Here is a 24,335-nt window from a genome sequence, read left to right as displayed (position 1 = left end):
ATTATCTTTGATGCGCTCCACCCGAGCACATGATGAGTGAAAGTGCACGTTGTTACTTATTCTTTTGAATAGGAGCAAAAAACGACACCATGAAGTACAGGCCGGTATCCGGGCTTACTCGCCAATACCGATAAGGTAATGGCTCTTTTGCCTTCCCATCTAGTGGCGTCTAATTGCGCTGAAGCGCGTTGACGTATAAAAGACAGTGGCGAATGAAAAGAAAACGACAATGCGTTGAGTTTACCGTTGCGGGGGCAGCATCAGCTTTTCACTGATTTCCCGTTTAACTATTGTCACAGTAGTAGTTATGGAGCGCGACAAAAGCACCTACACAGCGCAATTATATATAACTTAAAAAGTGATAGCGAATACGGTTTCTTATAAGTTACGCTTTTTCGATTTGTATAAAAATATCGAAAAAGCGCTTTGATAAGTGATGTAAAAGTTGAATCAGTAACCTAGTTTCAACGGGGGCTCTTGGAGTGCAGATAGCTGTTCTTTAAGGGCAAGTATTTGGCCTTCCCAATATTTGTCTTCAGCAAACCAAGGGAACGCACGAGGAAACGCAGGGTCTTCCCACCGACGAGAAAGCCACGCCATGTAATGCACCATGCGCATTGCTCTAAGCGGTTCGATGAGCGCTAACTGAGCCGTATCGAATTCGTGAAATTCTTCGTAGGCCTCTACTAGGGTATCTAGCTGCAAAAGCTGCTGTTGGCGATCGCCACTTAACATCATCCACAAATCTTGAATAGCTGGCCCCATACGGCAGTCATCCAGATCAACGAAGGTCGGTCCGTCGCGCCACAAAATATTGCCGGGGTGACAGTCACCGTGTAAACGAATATTCGATGTGGGGTTGTAGGCGTTAAGGGTCGTGTCAATCACGGGATTGAGTATGGCAAAAAAGGCCGTTTTTAGATGCTCGGGTAACAGAGTACTCTGCTCAAGTACCTGTTTGGGCTCTTTAAGATAACTTTCAATCTCAATGGAAGGGCGATGAGTAAATCCTTTAGCTGAAGCGACGCGATGAATACGACCAATGAAACGCCCCATCCATTCAAGCTGATCAAGGTTATCATTTTCAAATTGTCTACCGCCAACGGAAGGGAATAGCGCAAATCGATAGTCCGTTTCAGCCACCGTATGATGATGCAGCGTGTTACCGTTTAAAGCTATAGGGGCGGCCAATGGGATTTCGTTGTCCATAAGCTCTGCGGCAAACTCGTGCTCTTCAAGAATTTGCGCATCTGTCCATCGACCTGGGCGATAGAATTTTGCCACATAGCGCTGGCCGTCTTCAGCCAAAAATTGATAAACGCGGTTTTCATAGCTGTTGAGCGCAAGTAGACCGCTTTGAAGAAAAATGCCCTGACTTTCCAGGGCATCTAGTATGGTGTCTGGGCTAAGCCCAGAAAAAGAAAAATCTGTCATCGATAAAGGAATTTGGTTGGTTCATCAACAGTAACCGTCTCCCCATCAATAGTGGTGGTTACACTGATAAAAATATCGGTAACCGTATCTTCCAGATTATAAGCGTCCGTTGCAACAGAAATCGGCGTACTGTAAACCGCACCACCTTTAACTGTCACTTCTTGCTCACCTATATATTCGTAGTCAGGAAGACCTTTTACAGCAATGGTATACGTTTGCTCTTGCTGGGTTTTATTGAGTACTTTTATGGTATATACGTTCTCGATAAGCCCTTCATTCGTCTCGCGGTACAGTGAGTTTCTGTCGCGGATGATGTCCACTTCGGTTGGACTGCGCATCCAAATATTGGCAAACAACAAGCCCGTCATAACCAAAAGGACGACAAAGTAACCAATCAGCTTAGGACGAAAAATGTGGGTCTTGCCACCAGCAAGCTCTTCCTCTGAAGTGAAGCTTATCAAGCCTTTGGGGTAACCCATTTTATCCATAACGCCGTTACAAGCATCAACACAGGCACCGCAGTTGATGCATTCGTATTGAAGGCCGTTGCGAATATCAATTCCAGTTGGGCAGACTTGAACACATAAATTACAGTCGATGCAGTCACCTAAGCCTTTTTCCTGCACCTGCTCGTGACTAAGTTTTCGAGGGCGTGGACCGCGTTGTTCGCCCCGTTTTGCATCGTAGGATACGGTAAAGGTATCTTTGTCGAACATGGCAGATTGAAATCGTGCATAAGGACAAATGTGCGTGCACATAATTTCACGCATATAGCCTGCATTTCCGTAGGTACAAACTGCAAAAAAGATAACTGAGAAACCCGCCCAGAAGCTGGTCTCAAATGTGACGAAGTCAACAAACAGAGCGTCAATAGGGGTGAAGTAGCCAACAAAGGTTAATGCAGTTAATAGTGCTACTAGTACCCAAGCGGTATGCTTGGCTGATTTACGCAAGAATTTGTCTGTATCCATCTTACGCTCATCAAGGGCTATACGCTTATTTCGTGGGCCTTCGAACTTTTCTTCAAACCAAGTGTATATGTATACCCATGTCGTTTGTGGACACATAAAGCCACACCACACTCTACCGGCAAAGGTGGTGACAAAGAACAACGCAAAAGCGGAAACAATGAATATATAAGCCAGTAAAGTAAGGTCTTGAGGCCACAAAGTAAGCGAGAAAATAGTAAAACGCTGTTCGCCAATATCAAGTAGTACTGCCTGATGGCCGTTGTACTGAATCCACGGAATAATGGCAAAAAGAGCTAAAAAGAAAAGACCAAAGAAACGCCTAAACGTTTCCAGAGGGCCCTGCACAGCGCGCACATAAATACGGCTACGGGAATCGTGTCGTTTACCCTCTGTGGCTCCTTTGGGCTTATGTACTTTTACCGGTGTAACGTTTTTGACCGGTATTTGTTCATTCATAGCTTAACCTTATGTGACGTAACAAACTGCCTGTGCAGTATAACTGCGTTCAACACGTCATATTTAATATAGATCAATAATGCGGCGTATGGTCTACCTTTTTAAACTTTCAGTCAATACTGAAAGTTCAGAAAATAACGTGATTGGTCCTATCCTTAGCGACATTATGTCATTTTGTAAATTTTTAAATACAGTGCCGTGAATAGTGAGTATTGAATGTGGCCTGTAAGAAAATAATAAGACATACCTTAGTATCAACTGATATGTTTACAGAGGGGTAGAAGCCACACTAATCTTAAATACATTAATGTGGTCAATTGGCGCCCAAACCATGTACAGTGGACGTTGTTGTAAAATGAATTAGCAAAGCATTTATTGAGCATGTTGTATTTGATGTATGCTCCAAGTTGGCGCTATTTGTTATAAACGTCTATCAAAGTTAGCTGAGAAGTCATGTTAAGGTTCTTTATTATCGCTGCGGAGATTATTGTTTTAGTAATCGTACTGCGTTCTCCATTTGTTCAGTATCTCTTTGAAGATATCCAACACTCAGTGTCTGAATGGCTGGTGACTATAGCCACACTACCAGAGCGAAAAGAGTTGGGTAGTCTACAAGACAAATTAAACATCGAGTTAAGCCCTTTAAAGCCTTACCAGCAAAACTATATAAAACAAATTACTTCCGATGCCGCGAGCGTAAAACGCTTTCATCACACTTATTGTGAAAACGACGACATAAACCCTAACTTCACGGGAACTAAACGCACAAAACTGTGCCTAATCGTTAAACAGTCGTCAGTTATGCAAGTTTCAAAGTGATGTTAGTTTTTATTTGAGAAAGAGCTGAATTAAAAGCTTTTCTAATGTTTCTTTAATTAAAGATCTTCTTAAAGCCTGCTAACTTTAGGTTAAGCGACTGAATTTAGGAGCATGAAAGTGAATAAATTACGTACTTTTTCTTGTTTAAGTTGCGCCGCAACAGTAGGGCTTCTTGCGGTTCTTGCGCCATCCCAAGCCGCTGAGGTAGAGATAACGTGGGAGGAGCCAAAGTCTTATAGCGACGTTAGACCTACCAATGAATCTCGTAAACGTTTTCGTGAGCGAACGTTGAAAGAGCTAGAAGAGCATATTACAGAATTGGCGAGCGACTTACCCGAATCTCAGGTCTTATCCATGACAGTAACAAATGTAGATTTGGCAGGACAGGTTTGGCCAAGTCAGTTTGTAGGTTTTGGCAACGGAGCAGGCAGTGATGTGCGTATCATTAAGCGGGTTGATATCCCCAGAATGACATTCAGTTACTCATTGTCCGATGCTGATGGGCAGGTCATTTTGAGCGCTGATGATGTGAAACTGAAAGACATGGACTTCATGGAATCAAATATTCGTCGCAACCGCACAGAGTCTTTATCGTACGAGAAAGCCATGCTTAACGACTGGTTTGCTGATACGTTTTCCACGCAAGTCGCGGCAAACGATTGATATATTTTTTAAAAAAGTAATAAAAAAGGTCACGTATAGTGACCTTTTTTGTGCTCTTAGCCCAACTTTGTTGGACTAAGCAAGCATATGTTGCTTATAGGTAATCGAACTCATTGCCTGATATGGCGAGTGTGCTTTCAGGGCCTGCCTTGTAAGCTGCTTTATGTGCATCGCGGCGTACTAAAATACGTTCCATATAGAAGTCACGCGTCTTCATCTTAGAGGCGGCAAGTACCGCATTGCCCGAAGCCTGCGCTTTGTCGGCCATGCTGTACCAAAGTACACCAATAAGTGAGTAGGCACTGTAAGCGAGGTAGTCGCATGCAGCGGCCGCAGCGGTTGTCGCGTCCATACCTAAGCAATCGGCAGATGAAGCTCGCCAGTCATCCAGAATACCTTGTGCTAGACCTTTCGCTTCACTATCTTGAATGTCGCTAACCAATGCATTAAACGCATTATAAGTAGCTTCCATCATTTGTCCGCCATCGCGGGTAAGCTTACGACCGATGAGGTCTAGCGCCTGTATTCCGTTTGTTCCTTCGTACAGCATTGCAATGCGCACATCGCGCATGAGTTGCTCCATGCCCCATTCACGAATAAAGCCGTGACCACCGAAAACCTGTACGCCCAAGCTGGTGGTTTCAAGGCCCATATCGGTCATAAAGGCTTTACAGATAGGCGTCAAGAACTGAAGTATTTTGTCGGCATCTTCTTTTTCTTGGCCTTCACCAAGTATCTCTACGTCCATAAACTTAGCGTAGAAAAGTGAAAGCGCACGACAGCCTTCAATCAATGATTTCTGAGTAAGCAACATACGTGCTACATCAGGTTGAAATACGATTGGGTCAGCTTTGCCTTCCGGGTTTTGGATACCCTGAGGTGCCCTAGACTGAACGCGTTCGCGAGCGTAGGTCAGTGCGCCTTGGTATGAGGCTTCGGCTGCTCCTAAACCCTGAAGGCCTACCTGAAAACGTGCGTCGTTCATCATAGTGAACATGCATGCTAAGCCTTGGTTTTCTTCACCAACAAGGTAACCTGTTGCGCCGTCGAAATTCATCACGCAAGTCGGGCTCGCCTTGATCCCCATTTTGTGCTCAATGCTTCCTACTGAAAGGCTATTTGCTTCACCAGGCTCATTGCTAGCATCTGGAAGGAACTTAGGTACTAAGAACAAGCTGATGCCCTTAACGCCTTTGGGAGCGTCAGGCAGTCGAGCAAGCACAAGATGAACAACGTTCGAGCTCCAGTCGTGATCACCCGCGGTAATAAAGATCTTGTTTCCTGTTACCTTATAGCTGCCGTCGCCTTGTGGCTCTGCTTTAGTGCTTAGCAAGCTTAAGTCTGTTCCTGCGTGAGGCTCGGTCAGGTTCATGGTACCTGTCCACTCGCCGCTGATTAGCTTGGCAAGGTAAGTATCTTTTAGTTCTTTGCTTGCGTGCTTAGTCACCGCAAGTGTTGCGCTTTCTGTAAGCATAGTGGTTAAGCGCCAGCTAAGGTTCGCTGCGTTTAACATCTCGTGAACTGGCACGGCCATCGTATAGGGTAGGTCTTGACCATCATATTCGGCGGTGCCCAACATGGCGTTCCAGCCGTTCGCAACGTATTCTTGGTAAGCGTCTGCAAAGCCTTTAGGCGTGGTAATTTTTCCGTCTTCAAGCTTACAGCCTTCTTCATCACCTTCACGATTGAGTGGGGCAACTACATCTAGTGCAAACTTTGCGCCCTGCGCGATAATTTCATTGGCCAAGTCGCTATCGAAGTCGCTGATACCGAGCTTTTCGTAGTGAGCATCGAGTCCAAGCCAGTCTTTTAATAAAAACTGAAAATCAGTTGTAGGGGCGTGGTACAGAGGCATGGATGACTCCTTTTTCAAACAAGTGTTTTAATTTTGCTTATTATAGTCACAAAAAGCCTAGTCAGAATAGCCCGTTAAAGGAAAGTTAATAATAAATTTGCGTGATGAGACGTGGAAAATAGCTGCTTGTTAGCGTGTGGAAGAGGTATCTAGGTGGCAACCCTTGCATTTAATACTCTCACTGGCATGCTTAGGCTAAATTATCCCATTTATTTACGCACCTTTTTGACACGGTACAAATCTATATGAATTCAGATAGCGCTAATAACAACCCTAAACAACCTAATAATAGCGAAAAGCGCCCAGTTTGCGTTGTCACAGGCGGAAGCTTAGGTATTGGTTTTGCAATATGTAAGTTGTTTAGCGAAAACGGCTATCAAGTGGTTAACTTAGATATCAGAGATTTTGAGCAAGCTGTGCCTAACGCCACTTGGAAGCCTTGTGATGTAAGTGTTGTAAGCAACATTGAATCTGCAGTTGATGAAGTAATAGCGGCTTATCAACGCATAGACGCTTTAGTGTGTAATGCGGGTATCCACGTTTCTGCAACGATTGAAGATACTGACGAAGCTCTGCTCGATAAGGTACTAAACCTGAATGTTAAAGGCGCCTATGGCGCAATTAAATCTTGTCTGCCGACCATGAAAGAGCAGCGAAGTGGAGCCATCGTCGTGATGGGTTCTGATCAGTCTTTCGTAGGAAAGCGAAACTCCTTTGCTTACGGCTTAAGTAAAGGTGCACTGGCGTCTATCGCAAAAACCACGGCACTTGATTATGCCCCATACACCATTCGCGTAAACGCGGTTTGCCCAGGCACCATTGAAACACCCTTGTTTCATAACGCGATTGACAATTACGTGGCTCGCTCAGGTGTAAATAAAAAGGAAGTGGTAGCCGAAGAAGCTGCCGCTCAGCCCATTGGGCGGTTAGGTCAGCCAGAAGATGTAGCGGAACTGACTTATTTTTTGTGTAGTGATAAGGCGTCTTTCATTACGGGTAGTTTGTATGCTGTGGATGGGGGCTACACGGCTCAATAGAAGTGGCTCAATAAGAGGCACAGAAAGCGCTGCTCAATAGTGAGAGCGAAATAGCGTACAGCAAATAAGCGATGTAAAAAACGCTACACGCATTGCACAAACTCAGGGTTCAAGCATTAAATCATGGTTCAGCATTCACAAACGTGGGTAGACCCTCATATTCATCTTTTTGCTTTAGATGAAGGTCAATACGATTGGTTAAAACCCATTAATGCGCCTTTTTGGGCTGATAAGAGAAATATTGCCAAAAATACCACAGAGGCGATGCTCCATCGTGCTTCTCAAGGGCAGCTTTGTGGGTTTGTGCATATTGAAGCAGGCTACGATAACAATAGACCGTGGCGAGAAATTGCCTTTTTAGAGCATCATTGTGCGCTGCCATTTCGCTCGGTTGGGTGTATCGATTTGACTGGAAATAGCGTCGGCAGTCATATTGAAAAGCTAGCGCTTTATCCCTCTGTGCGTGGGCTACGTCACATTTTAGACGACGAGGCTGAAACGCTTCTGCGCGCACCTAAAGTGAAGTGGGCGCTTGGTCACATGGCTTCTAAAGGCTTGTCTTTTGAGGCGCAGTTCAATCTTGTGGATAGTAAAGCTGTAATTGGATTACTTAACGTATTAGAACAAACTCCAGCTTTGAAAGTAGCAATTAATCACGCCGCTATTGCACCATTTGATACAAAGAGCTTGGCGTTTAAAACATGGCGACAAAACATTCGGGTCTTGAGTGAAACCGAGCAGGTTGCGTTTAAGTTTTCGGGATTAGAAATGCAAGACCGCATTTGGAACTGGCAGCGGGCTTACTATATTTTTGAAACCTTATTCAGCACAGTTGGGGCAAGTCAAATCATGTTTGCGAGCAACTTCCCGCTGTGCCAGTGGCGAATGCCTTACGCTGCGCTTTGGCATGGGTTCTCAAATATGATAACGCCGCTTTCTGAAGCTCAAAAAGCGGCGCTGTTGTCTATAAACGCTAAGCAGTGGTATGGCTTTGCTTAAGCGCTAGCCTGTAACAAGCCCCATAGCTTATTCCGGCGCCGTTAACTTACTAGTTTGCAGGAGCGCCGGAATGTAACTTTGTTATTTAAGTTCCGTTACCGTCATGTGTGGCGAGCGATAAACAACCTCATCGTTTAAGTCGATACCAATTCCTGGTGTGTCAGGCGCTTCTATAAAGCCGTTAACTGGCTGAGGGTCTTGAATACAAAGCTCACGGTTCCAATCTTTGATGGCATAGGTGTGATGCTCGTGAATTAAAAAGTTTGGAATAGCCGTTTCTAAATGCAAACTTGCCGCCGTAGCTACTGGGCCGCCGCAAACGTGAGCCTGAATGCGCACGTCGTAGATGTCGGCATAGTCACATACTTTCTTCGCTTCAGTGAAACCACCGCAAAGGCCAACGTCAGGTTGAAGTACATCAAGAGATTGGTCTTCAAGGTACGGGCGTACGTCCCAGCGGTGATACAAGCGTTCACCGCCCGCTATAGGCACGTTAACGTTCTTTGCCACTTTGTCGTGAAGCTTAGAGTTAAGGTAATTAACTGGCTCTTCATAATACAAGCAGCCAATCTCTTCAACAATGTCGCCCAGCTGTATGGCCGTTGAAGCACCCAATAAACTGTGACACTCAAAGATAATGTCGCCATCTTCGCCCATGGTGTCTCTAATCGCCTGAAGGCGAGCTTTGAAAAGTTTAAGCTCGGGCTTAGTAAACAGCTTGGTTCTGTCAAAGTGGGTGTTACCATCTTTATCGTAAACGATTGGATCAACTTTTACGGCGTCGTAACCGTCTTTCAGCGCTTTTTCAGTGGCGCGAGCATAATCTGCTGGGTCGTTTAGTTTGGTGACTTCTTTATCCCAGTCAAACTGTAGCTGGCTGGCGTAGCTGCGAAGTTTGCCATTCGTTTTACCACCAAGGAGTTCATAAACAGGTAAACCCAGTGCTTTGCCTTTTATATCCCAAAGCGCGGTATCAATGGCGCTCATCGCGGCATAAATCACCGGGCCGCCGCCTAGTCCCCAAAAGCCCTCGCGCAGCATTCTCGACCAAAGCAGCTCAGTGTGAAAGGGATTAAAGCCAATTAGCATGGCTTCGGCTATTTCCTTAATCATATGCGCAGCGGCGCTGTGGCCCCAGTCATAAGCAAGTCCCGCTTCACCTACGCCAGTAATGCCTTCATCAGTATAAACGCGCACAAAAACAGGGTTCCACTGTGGGCGTTTAGGGCATTCGATATCAAAAATTTCTACTTTGGTGACTTTCATATTTTTAAGCAATTCCTGTTTGAAATGAGTTGGCGTTTGGCTAAATTATTCGCAAAAACTTGGGTCTAACTTATAGGCTTTGCGCAACATGGCTGGCCATGCTTTTTGACCGCCAGTTTCGCCGCTGTGAACAACATTTGCCTGGGCGTAAATACCATCAATAATATTTTGCGGTATTTCGATAACTTCTTCGTTAGATTGCATCAACGCAAGCTGAATTTCGCACGCACGCTGTAAATCGTAAAAGCGCATAAAGGCGTCGCCAACAGTCGGACCAAGGGTTAGACCGCCATGGTTAGGCAAAAGCATGTGATTAGTATCGCCAAGATCCTCCTGCAGGCGTTTCTTCTCGCTATCGTCTACCGCTAAGCCTTCATAGCTGTGATAAGAAAGCGAAGGAAGCGAAAACATTGAATACTGGCTCCACGGCTTCAATCCGCCTTTCACCGAAGCCACCGAGATGGTAGCTAATGTATGGAGGTGGATAACGCACTGGGCATCGTGACGCACTTCGTGAATTGCACTGTGAATAGTAAATCCGGCAGGGTTAATCCCATAAGGTGTGTCGTCTAGTATATTGCCGTCTAAGTCGACTTTTACCAAGTTAGAAGCCGTAACTTCATCGAAGGTAAGCCCAAAGGCATTAACAAGATAATGGTCTGTGCCCGGTACCTTGGCGGAAATGTGGGTATAAATAAGATCGCCCCATCGCATATCTGCTACTAACCTATAGCACGCCGCCAAATCGACACGAGTTTGCCATTCTTGTTCAGATACTTTGCCTTTTAGGCTTAATGTTGGCAGTGAAAACAAGCCACTTCTCCTGTTTATTCAGTTGGGACAATTTACCAATCCCCGACACAATGGACAATGCTTTGTCAGTGCTGCTTTATAACGAATTGGGTGTAGCCATCGCGCAAGGGAATAAGATCATCGGCATAACGCATCGCATCATGGTCGAGCATAAATGGGTCTACTTTTACAAGTTCGACAACTTCTATTTTTGACCACGGCGGGGCATCGAAAGTGTTCGGAAGCTTTTCAATTCCAGCATCTAGATTACAACCGAAGATGACTAAGCCATTTGATGTTGTCGATAAATATTCACTTACCTCAACGTTAAACCCTGTTTCTTCCCATGTTTCCCGGTGGGCTGTACACGCAAGAGATTCATTGTCAGATAGTCCTCCGCCAGGGAAGTCCAACTTGCCAGAAAGGCGATGCTTGACCAGCAATACTTTTCCTTCAGTTTTTATTAAACAGGCCGCGCCAACGGGGGCGGCCTGAGCGTTTATCTCTGCGTGAACATTCCTAGATAAGAGTGCATCTGAAACACGGCATATTGGTGAACTAGGCGTTGACTGAGAGCATGCGAAAAGCGTTAAAACGGCGAATATAGCTGATAAGCGAAATAAGATGACCATTGATTTGGGTAAAATACTCTAGCGGGTGTTTGCGATTGCTATAATAGCAATCAATATTATCGCAAAGACTCTACGCAAAAATAAAAATAACACAACTAACAATAATAACGCGGTACACAAAAACATGTTTGGGAAAGTTTGCGCTTATGTAAAGCGAACTTTGTGTACTTGAGTATTCGTTGAGTTTTTAAGAAAAGTCCACGCTCAACGCAATACTATTTTACCAATAGGAAAGGTTATGTCTTCACGATTATCGTTATCGCCCTTATTACTCGGTGTAGTGTTACTTGCTGGTGTTGTGGTGTATTTGAATATGCCTCAGGAGGAGAGCAAAACAAATGCCGGTGCGAGAGCCACGCCAGTGAAAACAGCGGTCGTTTCATCCCGGGCATTTCCTATCACTATCGAGTCGCTGGGTACGGCTACTGCTAACGAGTCCGTGAATATTACGGCGCAGGTCACCGATACGGTAAAAGCGATAAATTTCGATGATGGCGATAAAATCGCAGAAGGCGAGCTTTTGGTGCAGCTAAACAACACTGAAGAGCGCGCCAGAGTGGAAGAGCTAAAAGCTAACATTGATGAGGCTAAACGTCAGTTTACCCGCATAGCCGATTTGCGTCAGTCAAATGCTACTTCTGAACAGCTTCTTGATGAGCAACAAGCACGAGTAAAAGCATTACAAGCCCAATTAGATGTCGCTTTAGCTCAACTCAATGACTTACAAGTCCGCGCGCCATTTAACGGGCTGCTAGGCAACCGAGAAATCAGCGTTGGTTCATTAATTCAGCCAGGCGACACTATCACCACATTAGATGATATTAGCCAAATCAAAGTTGATTTTAGTATCGCTGAAAACCATCTTGCTAGCGTAGCTAAAGGGCAGACAGTAAGTGCGTCGTCAGTCGCTTACCCTGGAGAAGAATTTACAGGGAAAATCACTAATATTGATACGCGCTTAGACCCTGTTAGTCGCTCCATTCGCGTGCGCGCCACTATTGATAATCAAGACAGTCGTCTGCGTCCAGGAATGCTGTTGACTGTCGTAGTAGAAAAGCGTGTGCTTAGCGCTTTAGTTTTGCCAGAGAAGGCGTTGGTACCAGTGCAAGATAAACAGTTTGTTTATGTGGTGAAAGATAACGTCGCATATCAGACGGAAGTGGAAATTGGGGAGCGTCGACCAGGGCAAGTGCAAATTGTCAGCGGTGTAAGTGAAGGGGATGAAGTTATAACCGAAGGTACACTTCGCGTACGTGACCAATCTCCGGTTAATGTATTAAACCGCTAGGGAGCAAACAGTTATGCTATTGTCAGACGTTTCTGTAAAGCGCCCGGTTTTTGCCACCGTACTCAATTTACTGCTGATTATTTTTGGTATTGTCGCGTTCTCCATGTTGAGCTTACGGGAATATCCCGATATTGACCCTCCTATTGTATCGGTTAATACAACCTACACTGGTGCTTCAGCGAACATAGTCGAAACCCGAATTACCCAGCTTCTAGAAGACAGAATATCGGGTATTGAAGGTATAAAGAACGTGACTTCCACGTCTCGTAACGGTCGTTCAGACATTACTATCGAGTTTAAACTTTCCAGAGATATTGATGCGGCAGCTAACGATGTGCGTGAGCGAGTCAGCCGTGCGTTAAATAATTTGCCCGACCAAGCCGATCCCCCTGAAGTATCTAAAGCGAACTCAGATGAAAGTGCCGTGGTGTGGTACAACTTACGAAGCACCAACCTTAATACTATGGAGTTGACTGACTACGCAGAACGTGTGCTGGTTGACAGGCTATCCATTGTCGATGGTGTGGCTAGAATACAAATTGGTGGCGGAAGACGCTATGCAATGAAAGTGTTCTTAGACCGCAATGCAATGGCGGCTAGGGGCATAACCGTTAGTGATGTAGAGCAAGTTATTCGCGCTGAAAATGTCGAGCTGCCTGCTGGTGAAGTAGAAAGTGCTGATCGTGACTTTGAAGTACGGGTTGCACGCACTTTTCTAACGCCGGATGATTTTGCGGCGCTTACCGTCGCAGTAGGAGATAACGGCTATCTCGTTCGCCTTGGTGAAATAGCCAATGTTGAGCTAACCGCTGAAGATGACGAAACCGAGTTTCGCGGTGATGGCGTCAATATGATAGGCCTTGGCATTATCAAGCAGTCTAAAGCCAATACTCTCGAGGTTGCCCGCGCGGCTAAAGCGCAGATAGAAAGAATAGAAGCGACCCTTCCAGATAACATTTTTATTGTTCCAAGCTACGACTCGTCGGTTTTCATTGAAGCGTCGATTGACGAGGTGTATGAGACCTTGGGGATCGCTATGCTGATGGTAGTGATCGTCATATATGTTTTCCTCGGTAATATTCGCGCCACGCTTATTCCTGCGGTAACCGTACCCGTTTCTATCATTGCGGCTTTTATCGTGATGTATGCGCTGGGCTTTTCGATAAACCTGCTAACTCTGCTTGCTATGGTGTTAGCGATTGGCCTGGTGGTAGATGACGCTATCGTTGTACTTGAGAACATCTATCGACGCATTGAGATGGGAGAGCCGCCTATTTTGGCTGCCTATCGCGGTGCCAAAGAGGTTGGGTTTGCCGTAATTGCCACCACGCTGGTACTTATCTCTGTGTTCGTTCCTTTGGTTTTCCTTGAAGGTAATATTGGCAGGCTTTTCACCGAGTTTGCGTTGGCCATTGCTGCAGCAGTCGCATTTTCAAGTTTCACCGCGCTGACTTTGTCGCCAATGATGGCGTCAAAGATACTTAAAAAACGCCCACGTTCGTCAGGCTTCGGAAGCTGGATGGATAAGCGTTTTTCAAAGCTTGAAAGCAGTTACTTCAATACCTTGGGTAAAACCTTACACCAACCTTTCCTTATGCTGCTCATGCTTATTATTGCGGTTGTTGCGTTAGTCCAACTCTCAGAGAAGGTTCCTAGTGAGTTCGTTCCTAAAGAAGATAGAGGTAACTTTTTCATCTTAATGAACGCTCAAGAAGGGGCGAGCTTTGAAAGTAACGCACGAAATCTAGAGCAAATAGAGAGCATATTAATGCCCTATCGCGAGAGCGGTAAAATTAATCGTCTTTTGGTGAGAACACCGGGTTTCGGCGGCAATGCGGGAATTGCGATCGTAGGTTCTGCAGATTGGGATGAGCGTGATTTCAGCACATTCTCACTCATGGATGAAATCAGTGGCAAGCTTAACAGCGTGCCCGACGTTCGCGCTTTTGCGATTATGCGAAGCGGGATATCAGGAGGCGGGCTTGGACGTCCTGTACAGTTCGTCTTACAAGGTGATACTTATGAGAACCTTGTAGAGTGGCGTGACATCGTTTTACAAAAAGCAGCGCAAAATTCAGGATTAATTCGACTAGACTCTGACTACAAAGAGACATCACCCCAGTTATTGGTCAATATTAATCGCGACAGAGCGGCTGACCTTGGCGTATCAATTAGCGATATTGGCGGCACGTTAGAGGTCATGCTTGGTCAGCGTAGGGTGTCAACATTCCTTGATAGAGGTGAGGAGTACGATGTCATCATGGAAGGCATAGAAGAAGACTTCAGAAGCCCTAACAGCATTGAAAATTTATACGTGAGGTCATCTCGTACCGGTGAACTTATTCCCATGGATAACTTACTCACCTTTGAAGAGCAGGCTACGTCAGCAAGATTAAATCGCTACAACAGAATGCGGGCTGTAACTATATCGGCAAACTTGGCAGATGGTTACACACTTGGTGAGGCGCTCGCCTACTTAGAGAATATTGTGGCCACTGAATTGCCTGATAATGTTTCTATTGATTACAAAGGGGAGTCACAACTTTACCAAGAAGCGGGCAACTCGTTTGTTTATGTGTTCATGCTGGCGCTTGCGGTGACTTACTTAATATTGGCTGCGCAGTTCGAAAGTTGGGTGCATCCTTTAGTAATCATGCTCACCGTGCCTTTAGCCCTCGTTGGGGCATATATTGGGCTATTTTTTAGCGATATGACAATTAATATCTACAGTCAGATTGGTTTGGTTATGCTTATTGGGCTTGCCGCAAAAAATGGTATATTGATAGTAGAGTTCGCTAATCAACTTCGCGATGCAGGTATGGAGTTTGAACTAGCACTTAAACGTGCTGCCGCACAGCGTTTGCGGCCTATCGTAATGACGGGGTTTACCACCGTGTTTAGCTCTTTACCTTTGGTGCTTGCATCAGGACCTGGCGCTGAAAGCCGGATGGTAATTGGTATGGTAATCTTCTCTGGTGTACTTGTTTCAGCATTTATGACCCTCTATGTTGTTCCCACAGCCTATAGCTGGCTTGCAAGGAATACCGGCTCTCCAATGCAGCGAACCAATGAAATAGAAGCGTTAGAAAACACGATCCCTTATAAAAAAGGTGAGTCGTAGCAATTCGTTTATTGACGATTGATTGTCTTTTGAACTCGCACTGACGAAAGTTGGTGCGCGTTTAAAAATGTCGGGTATTTTATTTCATACTCTAATATGAGTTTTCATCACTTCTGTTGCAGAGCCTACCTTTTTTAAGTTTATGATCTTTCGAGGTTAGTTCGGCCTTTCTGCATTGCATTTAGTTTTCTTATCAGCATTTATAAGTGCTAAAAGTATGTATTAGACAAACGTATAGTTGTTTAACTTTCTACTTTCACTACACTGCGCGCATTCCCCAGGCGTTTATATAAGCTATTAATTTATATAAGATAAATATTTAAAGCTCAAAGTGGCGAATATTGGATTTGTGACCAATACTTACACCGTTGTAAATGTTCGGACACACAAGCACCTGTTTGCTTCATATCGCTCAAACACGCAAATGTCGTTTTTGACGTTTTCAAAGAAAGTGAAGAGCGATGGGCTAGCACTCACACAGACTTCAGAGGACATATGATGAAAAAATGGATACTTGCAGCCGGACTGTGCTGCAATGTTGCGATTGCTGATGTAGCAGTCATCGTGCATCCTAGCAATGGCGACTCACTAGATAAAGATAGTATAAGCCGACTTTTCTTAAACAAAGCAAAAGCATTTCCAGGCGGTACAAAAGCAGAGCCTATCGCGCTATCTGAAGGCCAATCTGCCACCGACGAATTTAACGGCAAAGTATTAAACAAAACTGCAGCACAACTTACAGCGTTTTGGTCAAAACTTGTTTTTACCGGTAAAGGTCAACCTCCAAAGGCCTTAGACAGTGACGCAGACGTTATTTCTGCGGTTGCAAGCAACCCAGGCGCCATCGGATATGTCGATGCTGGTGCTGTGAACGATAGCGTACGCGTAGTCGCTACTTTCTAACTTACCGTTAATATAAAAGAATTTAAGGAACACGCATGAAAACCAAACTAGCTATCTTATCTTTGGCTGGCCTTTTGGCTACTCCAGCACTAGCCGACGTTCAAATTAACGGCTTTGCAAACCTTATCGGCGGAATGACGCTAGACGATGACGAGTCAGTGTACGACTACGACAGTGATTTTAGTTTCGACCCAGCCAGTGTTTTTGGTCTCCAAGTTCGTGGAGAAGTTAGCGATAAGCTTTCTGCGACTGCACAATTGGTTGGCCGTGGTCGTGACGACTACGACGCCGATTTCGAGTGGGCCTACATGACTTACATGTTGAACAACAACGTTAACATCAGCGCTGGTCGTCTGCGTATGCCTCTTTTCAAATATTCCGCTTCACTTGATATTGGTTACTCTTATCACTGGCTAACGCCACCTGACGCTGTTTACGGTATCGACTTTAACAACATCGATGGTGTACGTATTGACTATATGAATTACTCTGGTGATTGGGAGTATGGCGCTCAGCTTACCATGGGTCGTGTAGAGGCCGACACTACCATTTCAGGAACCCCAGCAGCGTTAGAGCTAGAAAACGTTGTGGCTGCGTCTTTTGAAGCAACGCGCGACTGGTTTAGCGCCCGTACATTGTTTGCACGTGGCAAAACAAGTGCTGCTAACGCTGACTTCGATACGTTTGTTGGCGGCTTAAATCAGTATGGCGCTTTCATCCCATCTGCATCTTTAGCTGCCGAAGGTCTTAGCGTTAATGAAGACACGGGAACTTTCTTCGAAGTTGCTGTAGATATTGACAAATATGACTGGTTTGTGGGAGCAGAATTTACGCAGACAGAAGTAGATGGTTCTGTTATTGCTGATAATAAAGCATGGTATGTTACGGCAGGTATGCGCTTCGGCAAATTTACCCCGCATATTACCTATGAAGTTGAAGAAGCGGACAACGGTGCTCAGCTTGGGTTGATTGCGGCACTGCCACCAACAATTGCAACAGGTGACGCGGTTGTGGACGCTACGTGGAACGGTGCTAATGGCCAGGCGGGAATCTATCAAACTGCTGCGGGTATTGCCGCTCAACAAGAATTAGATGTATCTGCGGTCACTGTAGGTCTTCGCTATGACGTTGAACCGGGCTTTGCACTTAAAACTGATGTAACCTGGTACTCAGACGATCTCAATGATTTAAATGATGCAACACTGCTTAAAGTTGGCGTGAACTACACCTTCTAACTACCTAGTTATGGCCTTGCTCGTTTGCAAGGCCATAATTTTAATTAAAGATTTTCGCTATCAGGTAGATAAGTAAGGTAGACCTATAGAGGTGCTGTAATATAGGGCGAACTAAAAAGCACTTGAACGATTATAAAAACAGTGGGATAGCTAATGAACTTTTTAAAGAAAATGCCAATTGCGACTAAGATTTTCCTTATTCCAGGGATCGCAGCGCTAAGTTTTATTATTTATTTGCTCATCACTGTCTACACTGCGTTAAATAACGGCGCAACGCTAGAAAAAGTGCAAAAAGTTCAGTTTCCAGCGCTACAGTTATCTGCATCGACTCTTGTTGATATGCAAAAGGTACGTGATACGCTTGCCAGTGCGGTTACAACGGGGGATCAAGATACCCTTACTGTGGCGCAAGAGTTAGCTGAAGAAACGAAAAAAGGGCTTAGTCAAATAGCGAGTATTAGCCCTGAGTTTCGTTCAGATATTTCTCGTATATCATCAGGCTTCGACAAATATTTTGACGTCGCGTATGACGTTTCGCAATCTATGGTAGACGGTACCGCTGACTTTAGTCGATTAGGTGAACTGTCTGCTCAAATGAATCAGTCTTATGACGGCGCTATCGTCGCAATGTCACAATTTCGCGATGCACAGCAAGCTGCATTCGAGAAAGCCTTTGAAAACACAGATAGCGCAAATACATCGCTTATCAGCACCGGCGTTATTCTAGCGATTGTTGTTACCATTCTATTGTTTGCAACAGCGGTCCCTATTGTCCGTGGTATCAAGCAGAGCATTGATGATGTTGTTCGCTCTCTTAAAGATATTGCTCAGGAAAATGGTGATTTAACAGTTCGTATAGAAACTAAAAGCGAAGATGAAATTGGCGATTTGGTGTACTGGTTCAATCAATTTATGGATAAGTTGCAGGGCGTGGTTCGCGATGTTGTTGAAGCGAGCTTACCGCTATCGAACCTAGCGCAGAACCTACGCGGCGTGACAGAAGAAACTCAGCGCACGATTGATGTACAACAACAGTCTGCAACAAACGCTAAACAAGCGGTAGATACCATGAGTGGTTCAGTTGATGGTGTGGCACACAGTGCAGCCCAGGCAGCAAGTGACGCCAACGAAGCGACTACAGCGGCGAGTGAAGGTCGTCAAATTGTGCAGCAAACCGTGACTAGTATTCAGCAGCTTGCTGAAAACGTGCGCGAGACAGCCGACGTTATTGGTCGTCTAGAATCAGATTCAAATAAAGTTGGCTCGGTACTCGATGTCATTAAAGGTATCGCAGAACAAACCAACCTACTGGCCTTGAATGCGGCAATTGAAGCTGCGAGAGCGGGTGAGCAGGGTCGAGGCTTTGCAGTAGTCGCCGATGAAGTTAGAACATTGGCCTCACGTACACAGCAATCTACAGAAGAGATTCAAAGCACAATTGAACAGCTACAAAGCGCTGCTCACTCAGCTGTTGAGGTAATGGCTCGTGGTACCGAGCAGGCCACAAGTAGCGTTGAAACCGCCAATAAAGCGGGCAGCAGCTTAGAGACCATTACCAGTACTATCGGTCGCATCAACCAAATGAATGAACAGATTGCTCACAATACTGAAGACCAGCGCACTGTTGCGGTTGATATAGTACGCCACGTTGATGAAATTCATGAGCGCACCGAGCAAACTGCAAGTCGTTCAGGGGAACTTGGCACCATGTGCAATGAACTTGCTGATCTTGCGCAACACCTCGAATCAATTGCTAAGCAGTTTAGAGTGTAAGTCTAGCTAAGCCTTCTAAAACGAATTGAAAGCCTCCTGATGGGGGCTTTTTTATGCGTGAAGCAAAATATTAAAACAATGAGTTTTAGCTTCTTATAGAGAGAGCTTCGGGAAGTTAAGACAAAAAAATCCCCAGCTAGGCTGGGGATTTTTAATTAAAGTAATGCTCTTTTCTATTCGTCTAAGAAGCTGCGTAGCTGCTCAGAACGGCTAGGGTGGCGAAGCTTGCGAAGTGCTTTAGCTTCAATCTGACGAATACGCTCACGGGTCACGTCAAACTGCTTACCTACTTCTTCAAGCGTGTGGTCGGTATTCATATCTATACCGAAACGCATGCGTAGTACTTTCGCTTCACGAGCAGTTAGACCTGCTAGTACTTCTTGCGTTGCGCCTTTTAAGCTACCGCCAGTTGCTGAATCGAGGGGCTGAATAATAGTGCTGTCCTCAATAAAGTCGCCAAGATGTGAATCTTCATCATCGCCGATAGGTGTTTCCATCGAGATTGGCTCTTTAGCAATCTTAAGTACCTTACGAATCTTGTCTTCAGGCATTAACATGCGCTCTGACAATTCTTCAGGCGTAGGCTCACGACCCATTTCCTGAAGCATTTGACGAGAGATACGGTTTAGCTTGTTAATCGTCTCAATCATGTGCACAGGAATACGGATAGTACGCGCCTGGTCGGCAATTGAACGAGTGATTGCCTGACGAATCCACCATGTAGCATAAGTCGAGAATTTGTAACCACGACGATACTCGAATTTGTCTACCGCCTTCATCAGACCAATGTTACCTTCTTGGATAAGGTCAAGGAACTGAAGACCGCGGTTGGTGTACTTCTTCGCAATTGAGATTACAAGACGAAGGTTAGCTTCAACCATTTCTTTTTTCGCACGACGTGCTTTCGCTTCGCCAATCGACATACGACGGTTAATGTCTTTAATATCAGCGATAACCAAGCCAGTTTCTTGCTCAACTTGATTCATTTTGCTAATGCAGCGTTCAATCTCTTCTTGGTTAACTGCAAGTTCAGCTGCATAAGGCGCACCTGATTTAACTGCTTCGTGTAACCATGCAGTAGACGTCTCATTACCCGCGAAAGCTTTTATAAAATCTTTCTTAGGCATTTTTGCATTAACAACGCAGAACTTCATTACTAGACGTTCTTGGATACGTACTTTGTCCATCATTGCACGCATGTTTTTAACCATGCGATCAAACTGCTTGGGAACTAGACGGAATTCTTTAAATACGTCGCTTAATGCGTTGATTTGTGTACGAGAGTCGGCATGAGAACGACCTTTCTTCTCGATAACTTCGCGAGTCTTAAGGTACTGTTCACGAAGCTCAGAGAAACGTTCGCGCGCTAGCTCTGGGTCTACGCCGCTATCGTCTTCTTCTTCGTCATCGTCTTCATCATCATCGCCATCTTCGTCATCTAACTCTTCTTCAGATAACTCTGAGCCTACGTGTGTTGCAGTTGGCGCGAGATCTTGATCATCGTTAGGATCAACAAAGCCAGAGATAATATCACTTAGACGAATTTCTTCGGCTTCGTATAAATCCCACTGATCTAATAAGTAAGTGATCGCTTCTGGATATTCAGCAACCGAGCACTGTACTTGGTTGATACCGTCTTCAATGCGCTTAGCGATTTCAATTTCGCCTTCACGTGTAAGAAGTTCAACGGTACCCATTTCACGCATATACATGCGAACTGGATCAGTCGTACGGCCAATTTCACTTTCTACAGTAGCAAGTGCTTGAGCTGCTGCTTCTGCAGCATCTTCATCAGCATTCGCTTCTTGCATGAGAAGTTCATCTGCATCAGGAGCTGATTCAGAAACTTGAATTCCCATGTCGTTAATCATGCGGATTATGTCTTCGATTTGATCAGAATCGACAATATCTTGCGGCAGGTGGTCGTTTACTTCTGCAAAGGTTAAGTAACCTTGCTCTTTACCTTTTGCAATCAGGAGTTTAATCTGAGACTGCTTGCTTTGCGCCATATAACCTACACTTCTCACATTCAATTAGTTTGCAATAGAAAAGACAACATACACATAGGTATGTTCCCCGTTCTGCTGTAGTACTGCATTTGTATCAGGCCGTTAATGCTAGATGCCACGCTGGTATAAACCAATATGTTTACGATGCACATCTGCTCGGGTTCGGTTCTGCCCGTTATGTTCGGCTATATCTTTGCTACTCGTGTTGCTGCATTTTTGTTCACATAAGAGTGTGAACCATGTTCAAACATGCACGCAGCGAATTAGCCAGTATAGCAGAATAAGCGGAGGTTTTACCAGATTGACGGCCGATTTTTTAGCCAATGCTTTTTACGTTTCCGCTTTTATTACTTGCGTCGTGCATAATTGCAAGGTGAAAACGAATTAAACATATAGCTAGCGTACTACGCAAAAACAGATAAACCCGAAGTCCATTAACTCCAGGTTAACTCTTCTGTCTTTCCCTCATAAGCAGGTTCAATTCCTGTTTTTCCGCTTGTGTCAGCGGCTGAACCCGCGAGCGTGAAATTAAGGTTTCAATTCGGCTATCGAAATGCCCGTCTAGTAAGCGAGCGAAGCTGTCGTTATAAACTCGTTCAGCATCCTCGTCTTTGACTAAGTGTTCTTGTAACAATAATTTCGCGATAGTAGGAGAATGGGGATGGTCGCGGAAATTTTCAACAAGCTGTGAAGTTTTTGCTTGTGGATGTTTGACACAATAACTGTGAACATCGCGCAATAAATCCATACCTGCAGCACTGCTGCCTGCAAATATATCTATCTGAACATCTTCGCAACGTGCGGCTAGCTCAGGCTTATCAAGCAGTAAGCGTATCAGCATACGAAGGGGTGAAAGTTTAGGCTTATTTACTTGATTGCGGTTAGGTGAATAAGCTTGCTTCGAACCTTGATTCGCTTTAGTAATATCTTGCTGAAGTTTAAATCGATCGAACTCGCCAGTGTGCTTGGCTAATTCTTCTAGCAACATTTGCTTTTGGTCATCACCTAAAGTGCTTTCGATAAGCGGCATTGCTGCTTTTTTAAGAGCAATTTTACCTTCTGGCGTACCTACGTTGTGGGTTTTTAGCAAGTTCTCAAAAAAGAAACGCGACAAGGGCGTAGCGTTATCGAGCATTTCCATGAAGGCATCTTTACCTACTTGGCGAACCATAGTATCTGGGTCTTCACCGTCGGGTAGGAATAAAAACGATATGCGCACGCCATCTTTTAGCGCCGGTAAGGCGTTCTCTAGCGCGCGCCATGCAGCTTCGCGCCCAGCGCGGTCGCCGTCATAACAGCATACAATATGAGACGTAGCACGAACCAGCATTTGAATATGTTCAGGCGTGGTAGCTGTACCTAAGGCTGCGGTAGCAATATTAATGTCGAACTGACTCAATGCCACCACATCCATATAGCCTTCAACAACGACAACCGTATCTAGCGTGCGGTTGTTCTGGCGTGCTGAGTAAAACCCGAAAAGCTCACTGCCTTTGTGGAAAATGCGGGTTTCTGGTGAGTTTAAGTATTTAGGACCGCCGTCGTCTAAAACACGACCGCCAAAGCCAACAACCCGACCTCGTTTATCCCTGATAGGAAACATTATGCGGTCGCGGAAAAAGTCGTAGGTACGCCCTTGTTCGTTACGATTAACCAGCTTTAAGTCAACTAGTTGCTTAATGCGCTGAGGATCTTTACCAAAGGTATTTAACAGCGCATCCCAGCTGTCAGGGGCGTAGCCAATTTCCCACTGCTTGACGATATCACCACTTAGCCCTCGGTTTTTTAAATAGTCGATGGCTTTTTTACTATTTCCGTTTTGGCGCAACTGGTGCTGGAAAAAGCGTGTGACTTGTTCCATCACTGCATAGTCGTCTTGCTGTTGCTGCTTTTTCTCTTCGCTCATGGCAGGCCGACTGCCTTTTTCTCGAGGCACTTCAAGCCCGTGATAACGCGCTAGCTCTTCAATTGCCTCTACAAACTCAAGACGGTCGAATTCCATAATAAAAGAGATAGCATTACCGTGAGCGCCACATCCGAAACAGTGATAGAACTGCTTATCTTGGCTAACGGTGAAAGACGGCGATTTTTCATTATGAAAAGGGCAGCACGCTTGGTAATTCTTACCTGCTTTTTTGAGTTTGACTCGGCTATCTACTACTTCTACCACGTCGGTTCGTGAAAGTAGATCATCTATAAAATCGCGAGGTATTTTTCCAGCCATGAGGGTACTTTCAACAAAAGTTAGTTAAAAAGATTCAGTTCAAAAAGAATGAGAAAAGCACAAGCTGCAACTGCGCTTCAAACGACAGGCTACAACATTACGAAAACAGTAATCTACTGTAACAGGGAAGTGTAAAAATGAGAACAATGAAGGTGTGACAATGCACACCTTCTACACGCTTCACTTTTACGAAGGGGCAGAGTTTAAGCGTTCAAACGCGCCTTAATTTTTGCACTCAATGCGCCCATGTCGGTGCGGCCTTGAACCTTAGGTTTCAATGCGCCCATGACTTTACCCATATCCTGCATACCCGACGCGCCAGTCGCAGCCATGGTTTCGTCGATAAGGGCATTGAGTTCATCGTCAGTCAAAGGCTGCGGTAAGAAATCTTCAATATAAGTGATTTCTTCACACTCTTTACTAGCCAGGTCGTCGCGGTTTGCTGCGTCGTATTGTGCAGCCGCGTCTTGGCGCTGCTTAACCATTTTGGTTAGCACCGCTAAGATTGCGCTATCGTCTAGCGTGATTTGTTCATCGATTTCTTTTTGCTTAATGGCAGCCATAGCCATACGAATAGTACCAAGACGTACTTTTTCTTTTGCACGCATCGCATCTTTCTGCGCTGCTTTTAAATCATCAATTAGTGCCATGATGCTTCCTGATTTTTATTAGTAGATTGCTTATACCAATACGCATAGAGCATTGCCCACTCAGAAGATAATGATCTATGCGGACTGGTATTATTAAGCCCCAGGTTGGAAATCAAATGCAACCATTTGAAAAGGAAAAAATGGAGTCATTAAGGATAAGGCCGAAAAATAGAGGCCCAGAAACGCGAAAGGTGCTGCAATTGCAACA

18 protein-coding genes and 1 riboswitch are annotated in these 24,335 nt (G+C 45.0%); of the genes, 9 read left to right on the top strand and 9 right to left on the bottom strand.

Annotated elements, in window-relative coordinates; genetic code table 11:
- Window positions 1-82: 82 nt before the first annotated feature.
- Window positions 83-346: riboswitch (cobalamin riboswitch) on the bottom strand.
- 104 nt (window positions 347-450) lie between these two features.
- Complete coding sequence (locus tag V7R55_RS08660) at window positions 451-1,434, bottom strand: serine/threonine protein kinase (protein ID WP_334059123.1); 984 nt, start codon at window positions 1,432-1,434, stop codon at window positions 451-453.
- Entirely contained in the window at window positions 1,431-2,861 is a 1,431-nt protein-coding gene (ccoG, locus tag V7R55_RS08655; RefSeq protein WP_334059122.1) for a cytochrome c oxidase accessory protein CcoG, read from the bottom strand. Before ccoG ends, V7R55_RS08660 begins: the two co-directional genes overlap by 4 nt.
- 453 nt (window positions 2,862-3,314) lie before the next feature.
- On the opposite strand from ccoG, the gene V7R55_RS08650 reads away from it, so the two are divergent.
- Together V7R55_RS08650 and V7R55_RS08645 are read left to right on the top strand one after the other, a co-directional pair.
- Window positions 3,315-3,680, top strand: a complete 366-nt coding sequence (locus V7R55_RS08650; RefSeq protein ID WP_334059121.1) for a hypothetical protein — start codon at window positions 3,315-3,317, stop codon at window positions 3,678-3,680.
- A gap of 117 nt (window positions 3,681-3,797) precedes the next feature.
- A complete protein-coding gene (locus V7R55_RS08645; RefSeq protein WP_334059120.1) occupies window positions 3,798-4,343 on the top strand; it encodes a DUF3016 domain-containing protein in 546 nt (181 codons plus the stop codon).
- A 94-nt stretch (window positions 4,344-4,437) separates the two neighbouring features.
- Here the strand turns inward: V7R55_RS08645 and V7R55_RS08640 are convergent, their stop codons facing one another.
- Window positions 4,438-6,198, bottom strand: coding sequence for an acyl-CoA dehydrogenase family protein (locus V7R55_RS08640; protein WP_334059119.1), 1,761 nt, complete (start codon window positions 6,196-6,198; stop codon window positions 4,438-4,440).
- A gap of 245 nt (window positions 6,199-6,443) precedes the next feature.
- Between V7R55_RS08640 and V7R55_RS08635 the strand changes: the two genes are divergently transcribed.
- Together V7R55_RS08635 and V7R55_RS08630 are read left to right on the top strand one after the other, a co-directional pair.
- The gene (locus tag V7R55_RS08635; RefSeq protein WP_334059117.1) at window positions 6,444-7,235 is read left to right on the top strand and encodes an SDR family NAD(P)-dependent oxidoreductase; all 792 of its coding nucleotides are present in this window, start codon (window positions 6,444-6,446) and stop codon (window positions 7,233-7,235) included.
- Between the two features lie 123 nt (window positions 7,236-7,358).
- Window positions 7,359-8,234 carry an amidohydrolase family protein gene (locus V7R55_RS08630; protein ID WP_334059115.1) on the top strand — a complete coding sequence of 292 codons (876 nt, stop codon included), beginning with the start codon at window positions 7,359-7,361 and terminating at the stop codon, window positions 8,232-8,234.
- 81 nt (window positions 8,235-8,315) lie between these two features.
- On the opposite strand, the gene V7R55_RS08625 is transcribed toward V7R55_RS08630, so the two are convergent.
- The 3 genes from V7R55_RS08625 to V7R55_RS08615 form a co-directional block, all read right to left on the bottom strand.
- Window positions 8,316-9,500 (bottom strand): mandelate racemase/muconate lactonizing enzyme family protein, encoded by a 1,185-nt coding sequence (locus V7R55_RS08625; RefSeq protein ID WP_179982367.1) that lies wholly within the window; start codon window positions 9,498-9,500, stop codon window positions 8,316-8,318.
- Between the two features lie 45 nt (window positions 9,501-9,545).
- A complete protein-coding gene (locus V7R55_RS08620; RefSeq protein WP_334059112.1) occupies window positions 9,546-10,313 on the bottom strand; it encodes a class II aldolase/adducin family protein in 768 nt (255 codons plus the stop codon).
- 65 nt (window positions 10,314-10,378) lie between these two features.
- A complete protein-coding gene (locus V7R55_RS08615; protein ID WP_334059109.1) occupies window positions 10,379-10,924 on the bottom strand; it encodes an NUDIX hydrolase in 546 nt (181 codons plus the stop codon).
- A gap of 238 nt (window positions 10,925-11,162) precedes the next feature.
- Between V7R55_RS08615 and V7R55_RS08610 the strand changes: the two genes are divergently transcribed.
- The 5 genes from V7R55_RS08610 to V7R55_RS08590 all read left to right on the top strand — a co-directional run bounded on the left by V7R55_RS08610 (window position 11,163) and on the right by V7R55_RS08590 (window position 19,244).
- The gene (locus V7R55_RS08610; RefSeq protein ID WP_334059108.1) at window positions 11,163-12,212 is read left to right on the top strand and encodes an efflux RND transporter periplasmic adaptor subunit; all 1,050 of its coding nucleotides are present in this window, start codon (window positions 11,163-11,165) and stop codon (window positions 12,210-12,212) included.
- A 13-nt stretch (window positions 12,213-12,225) separates the two neighbouring features.
- Window positions 12,226-15,333 (top strand): efflux RND transporter permease subunit, encoded by a 3,108-nt coding sequence (locus V7R55_RS08605; protein ID WP_334059106.1) that lies wholly within the window; start codon window positions 12,226-12,228, stop codon window positions 15,331-15,333.
- Between the two features lie 498 nt (window positions 15,334-15,831).
- On the top strand, window positions 15,832-16,236 hold the full coding sequence (locus V7R55_RS08600) for a phosphate ABC transporter substrate-binding protein (RefSeq protein ID WP_334059104.1): 405 nt from the start codon (window positions 15,832-15,834) through the stop codon (window positions 16,234-16,236).
- 35 nt (window positions 16,237-16,271) lie between these two features.
- Window positions 16,272-17,471 carry a topoisomerase IV gene (locus tag V7R55_RS08595; RefSeq protein WP_334059102.1) on the top strand — a complete coding sequence of 400 codons (1,200 nt, stop codon included), beginning with the start codon at window positions 16,272-16,274 and terminating at the stop codon, window positions 17,469-17,471.
- Between the two features lie 153 nt (window positions 17,472-17,624).
- The gene (locus V7R55_RS08590; RefSeq protein ID WP_334059100.1) at window positions 17,625-19,244 is read left to right on the top strand and encodes a methyl-accepting chemotaxis protein; all 1,620 of its coding nucleotides are present in this window, start codon (window positions 17,625-17,627) and stop codon (window positions 19,242-19,244) included.
- Window positions 19,245-19,417: 173 nt separating this feature from the next.
- Here V7R55_RS08590 and rpoD read toward each other — a convergent pair whose 3' ends face one another.
- The 3 genes from rpoD to V7R55_RS08575 form a co-directional block, all read right to left on the bottom strand.
- Entirely contained in the window at window positions 19,418-21,253 is a 1,836-nt protein-coding gene (gene rpoD / locus V7R55_RS08585; RefSeq protein ID WP_334059098.1) for an RNA polymerase sigma factor RpoD, read from the bottom strand.
- A gap of 445 nt (window positions 21,254-21,698) precedes the next feature.
- Window positions 21,699-23,477 (bottom strand): DNA primase, encoded by a 1,779-nt coding sequence (gene dnaG / locus V7R55_RS08580; RefSeq protein ID WP_334059096.1) that lies wholly within the window; start codon window positions 23,475-23,477, stop codon window positions 21,699-21,701.
- A gap of 203 nt (window positions 23,478-23,680) precedes the next feature.
- The gene (locus V7R55_RS08575; RefSeq protein WP_334059094.1) at window positions 23,681-24,127 is read right to left on the bottom strand and encodes a GatB/YqeY domain-containing protein; all 447 of its coding nucleotides are present in this window, start codon (window positions 24,125-24,127) and stop codon (window positions 23,681-23,683) included.
- Between the last annotated feature and the right edge of the window lie 208 nt (window positions 24,128-24,335).

This window comes from Alteromonas sp. S005 (assembly GCF_036864475.1).
Lineage (GTDB): Bacteria > Pseudomonadota > Gammaproteobacteria > Enterobacterales > Alteromonadaceae > Alteromonas.
Note: the sequence above shows the minus strand (reverse complement) of the source record. Positions and strands in the feature narration are given on the sequence as shown.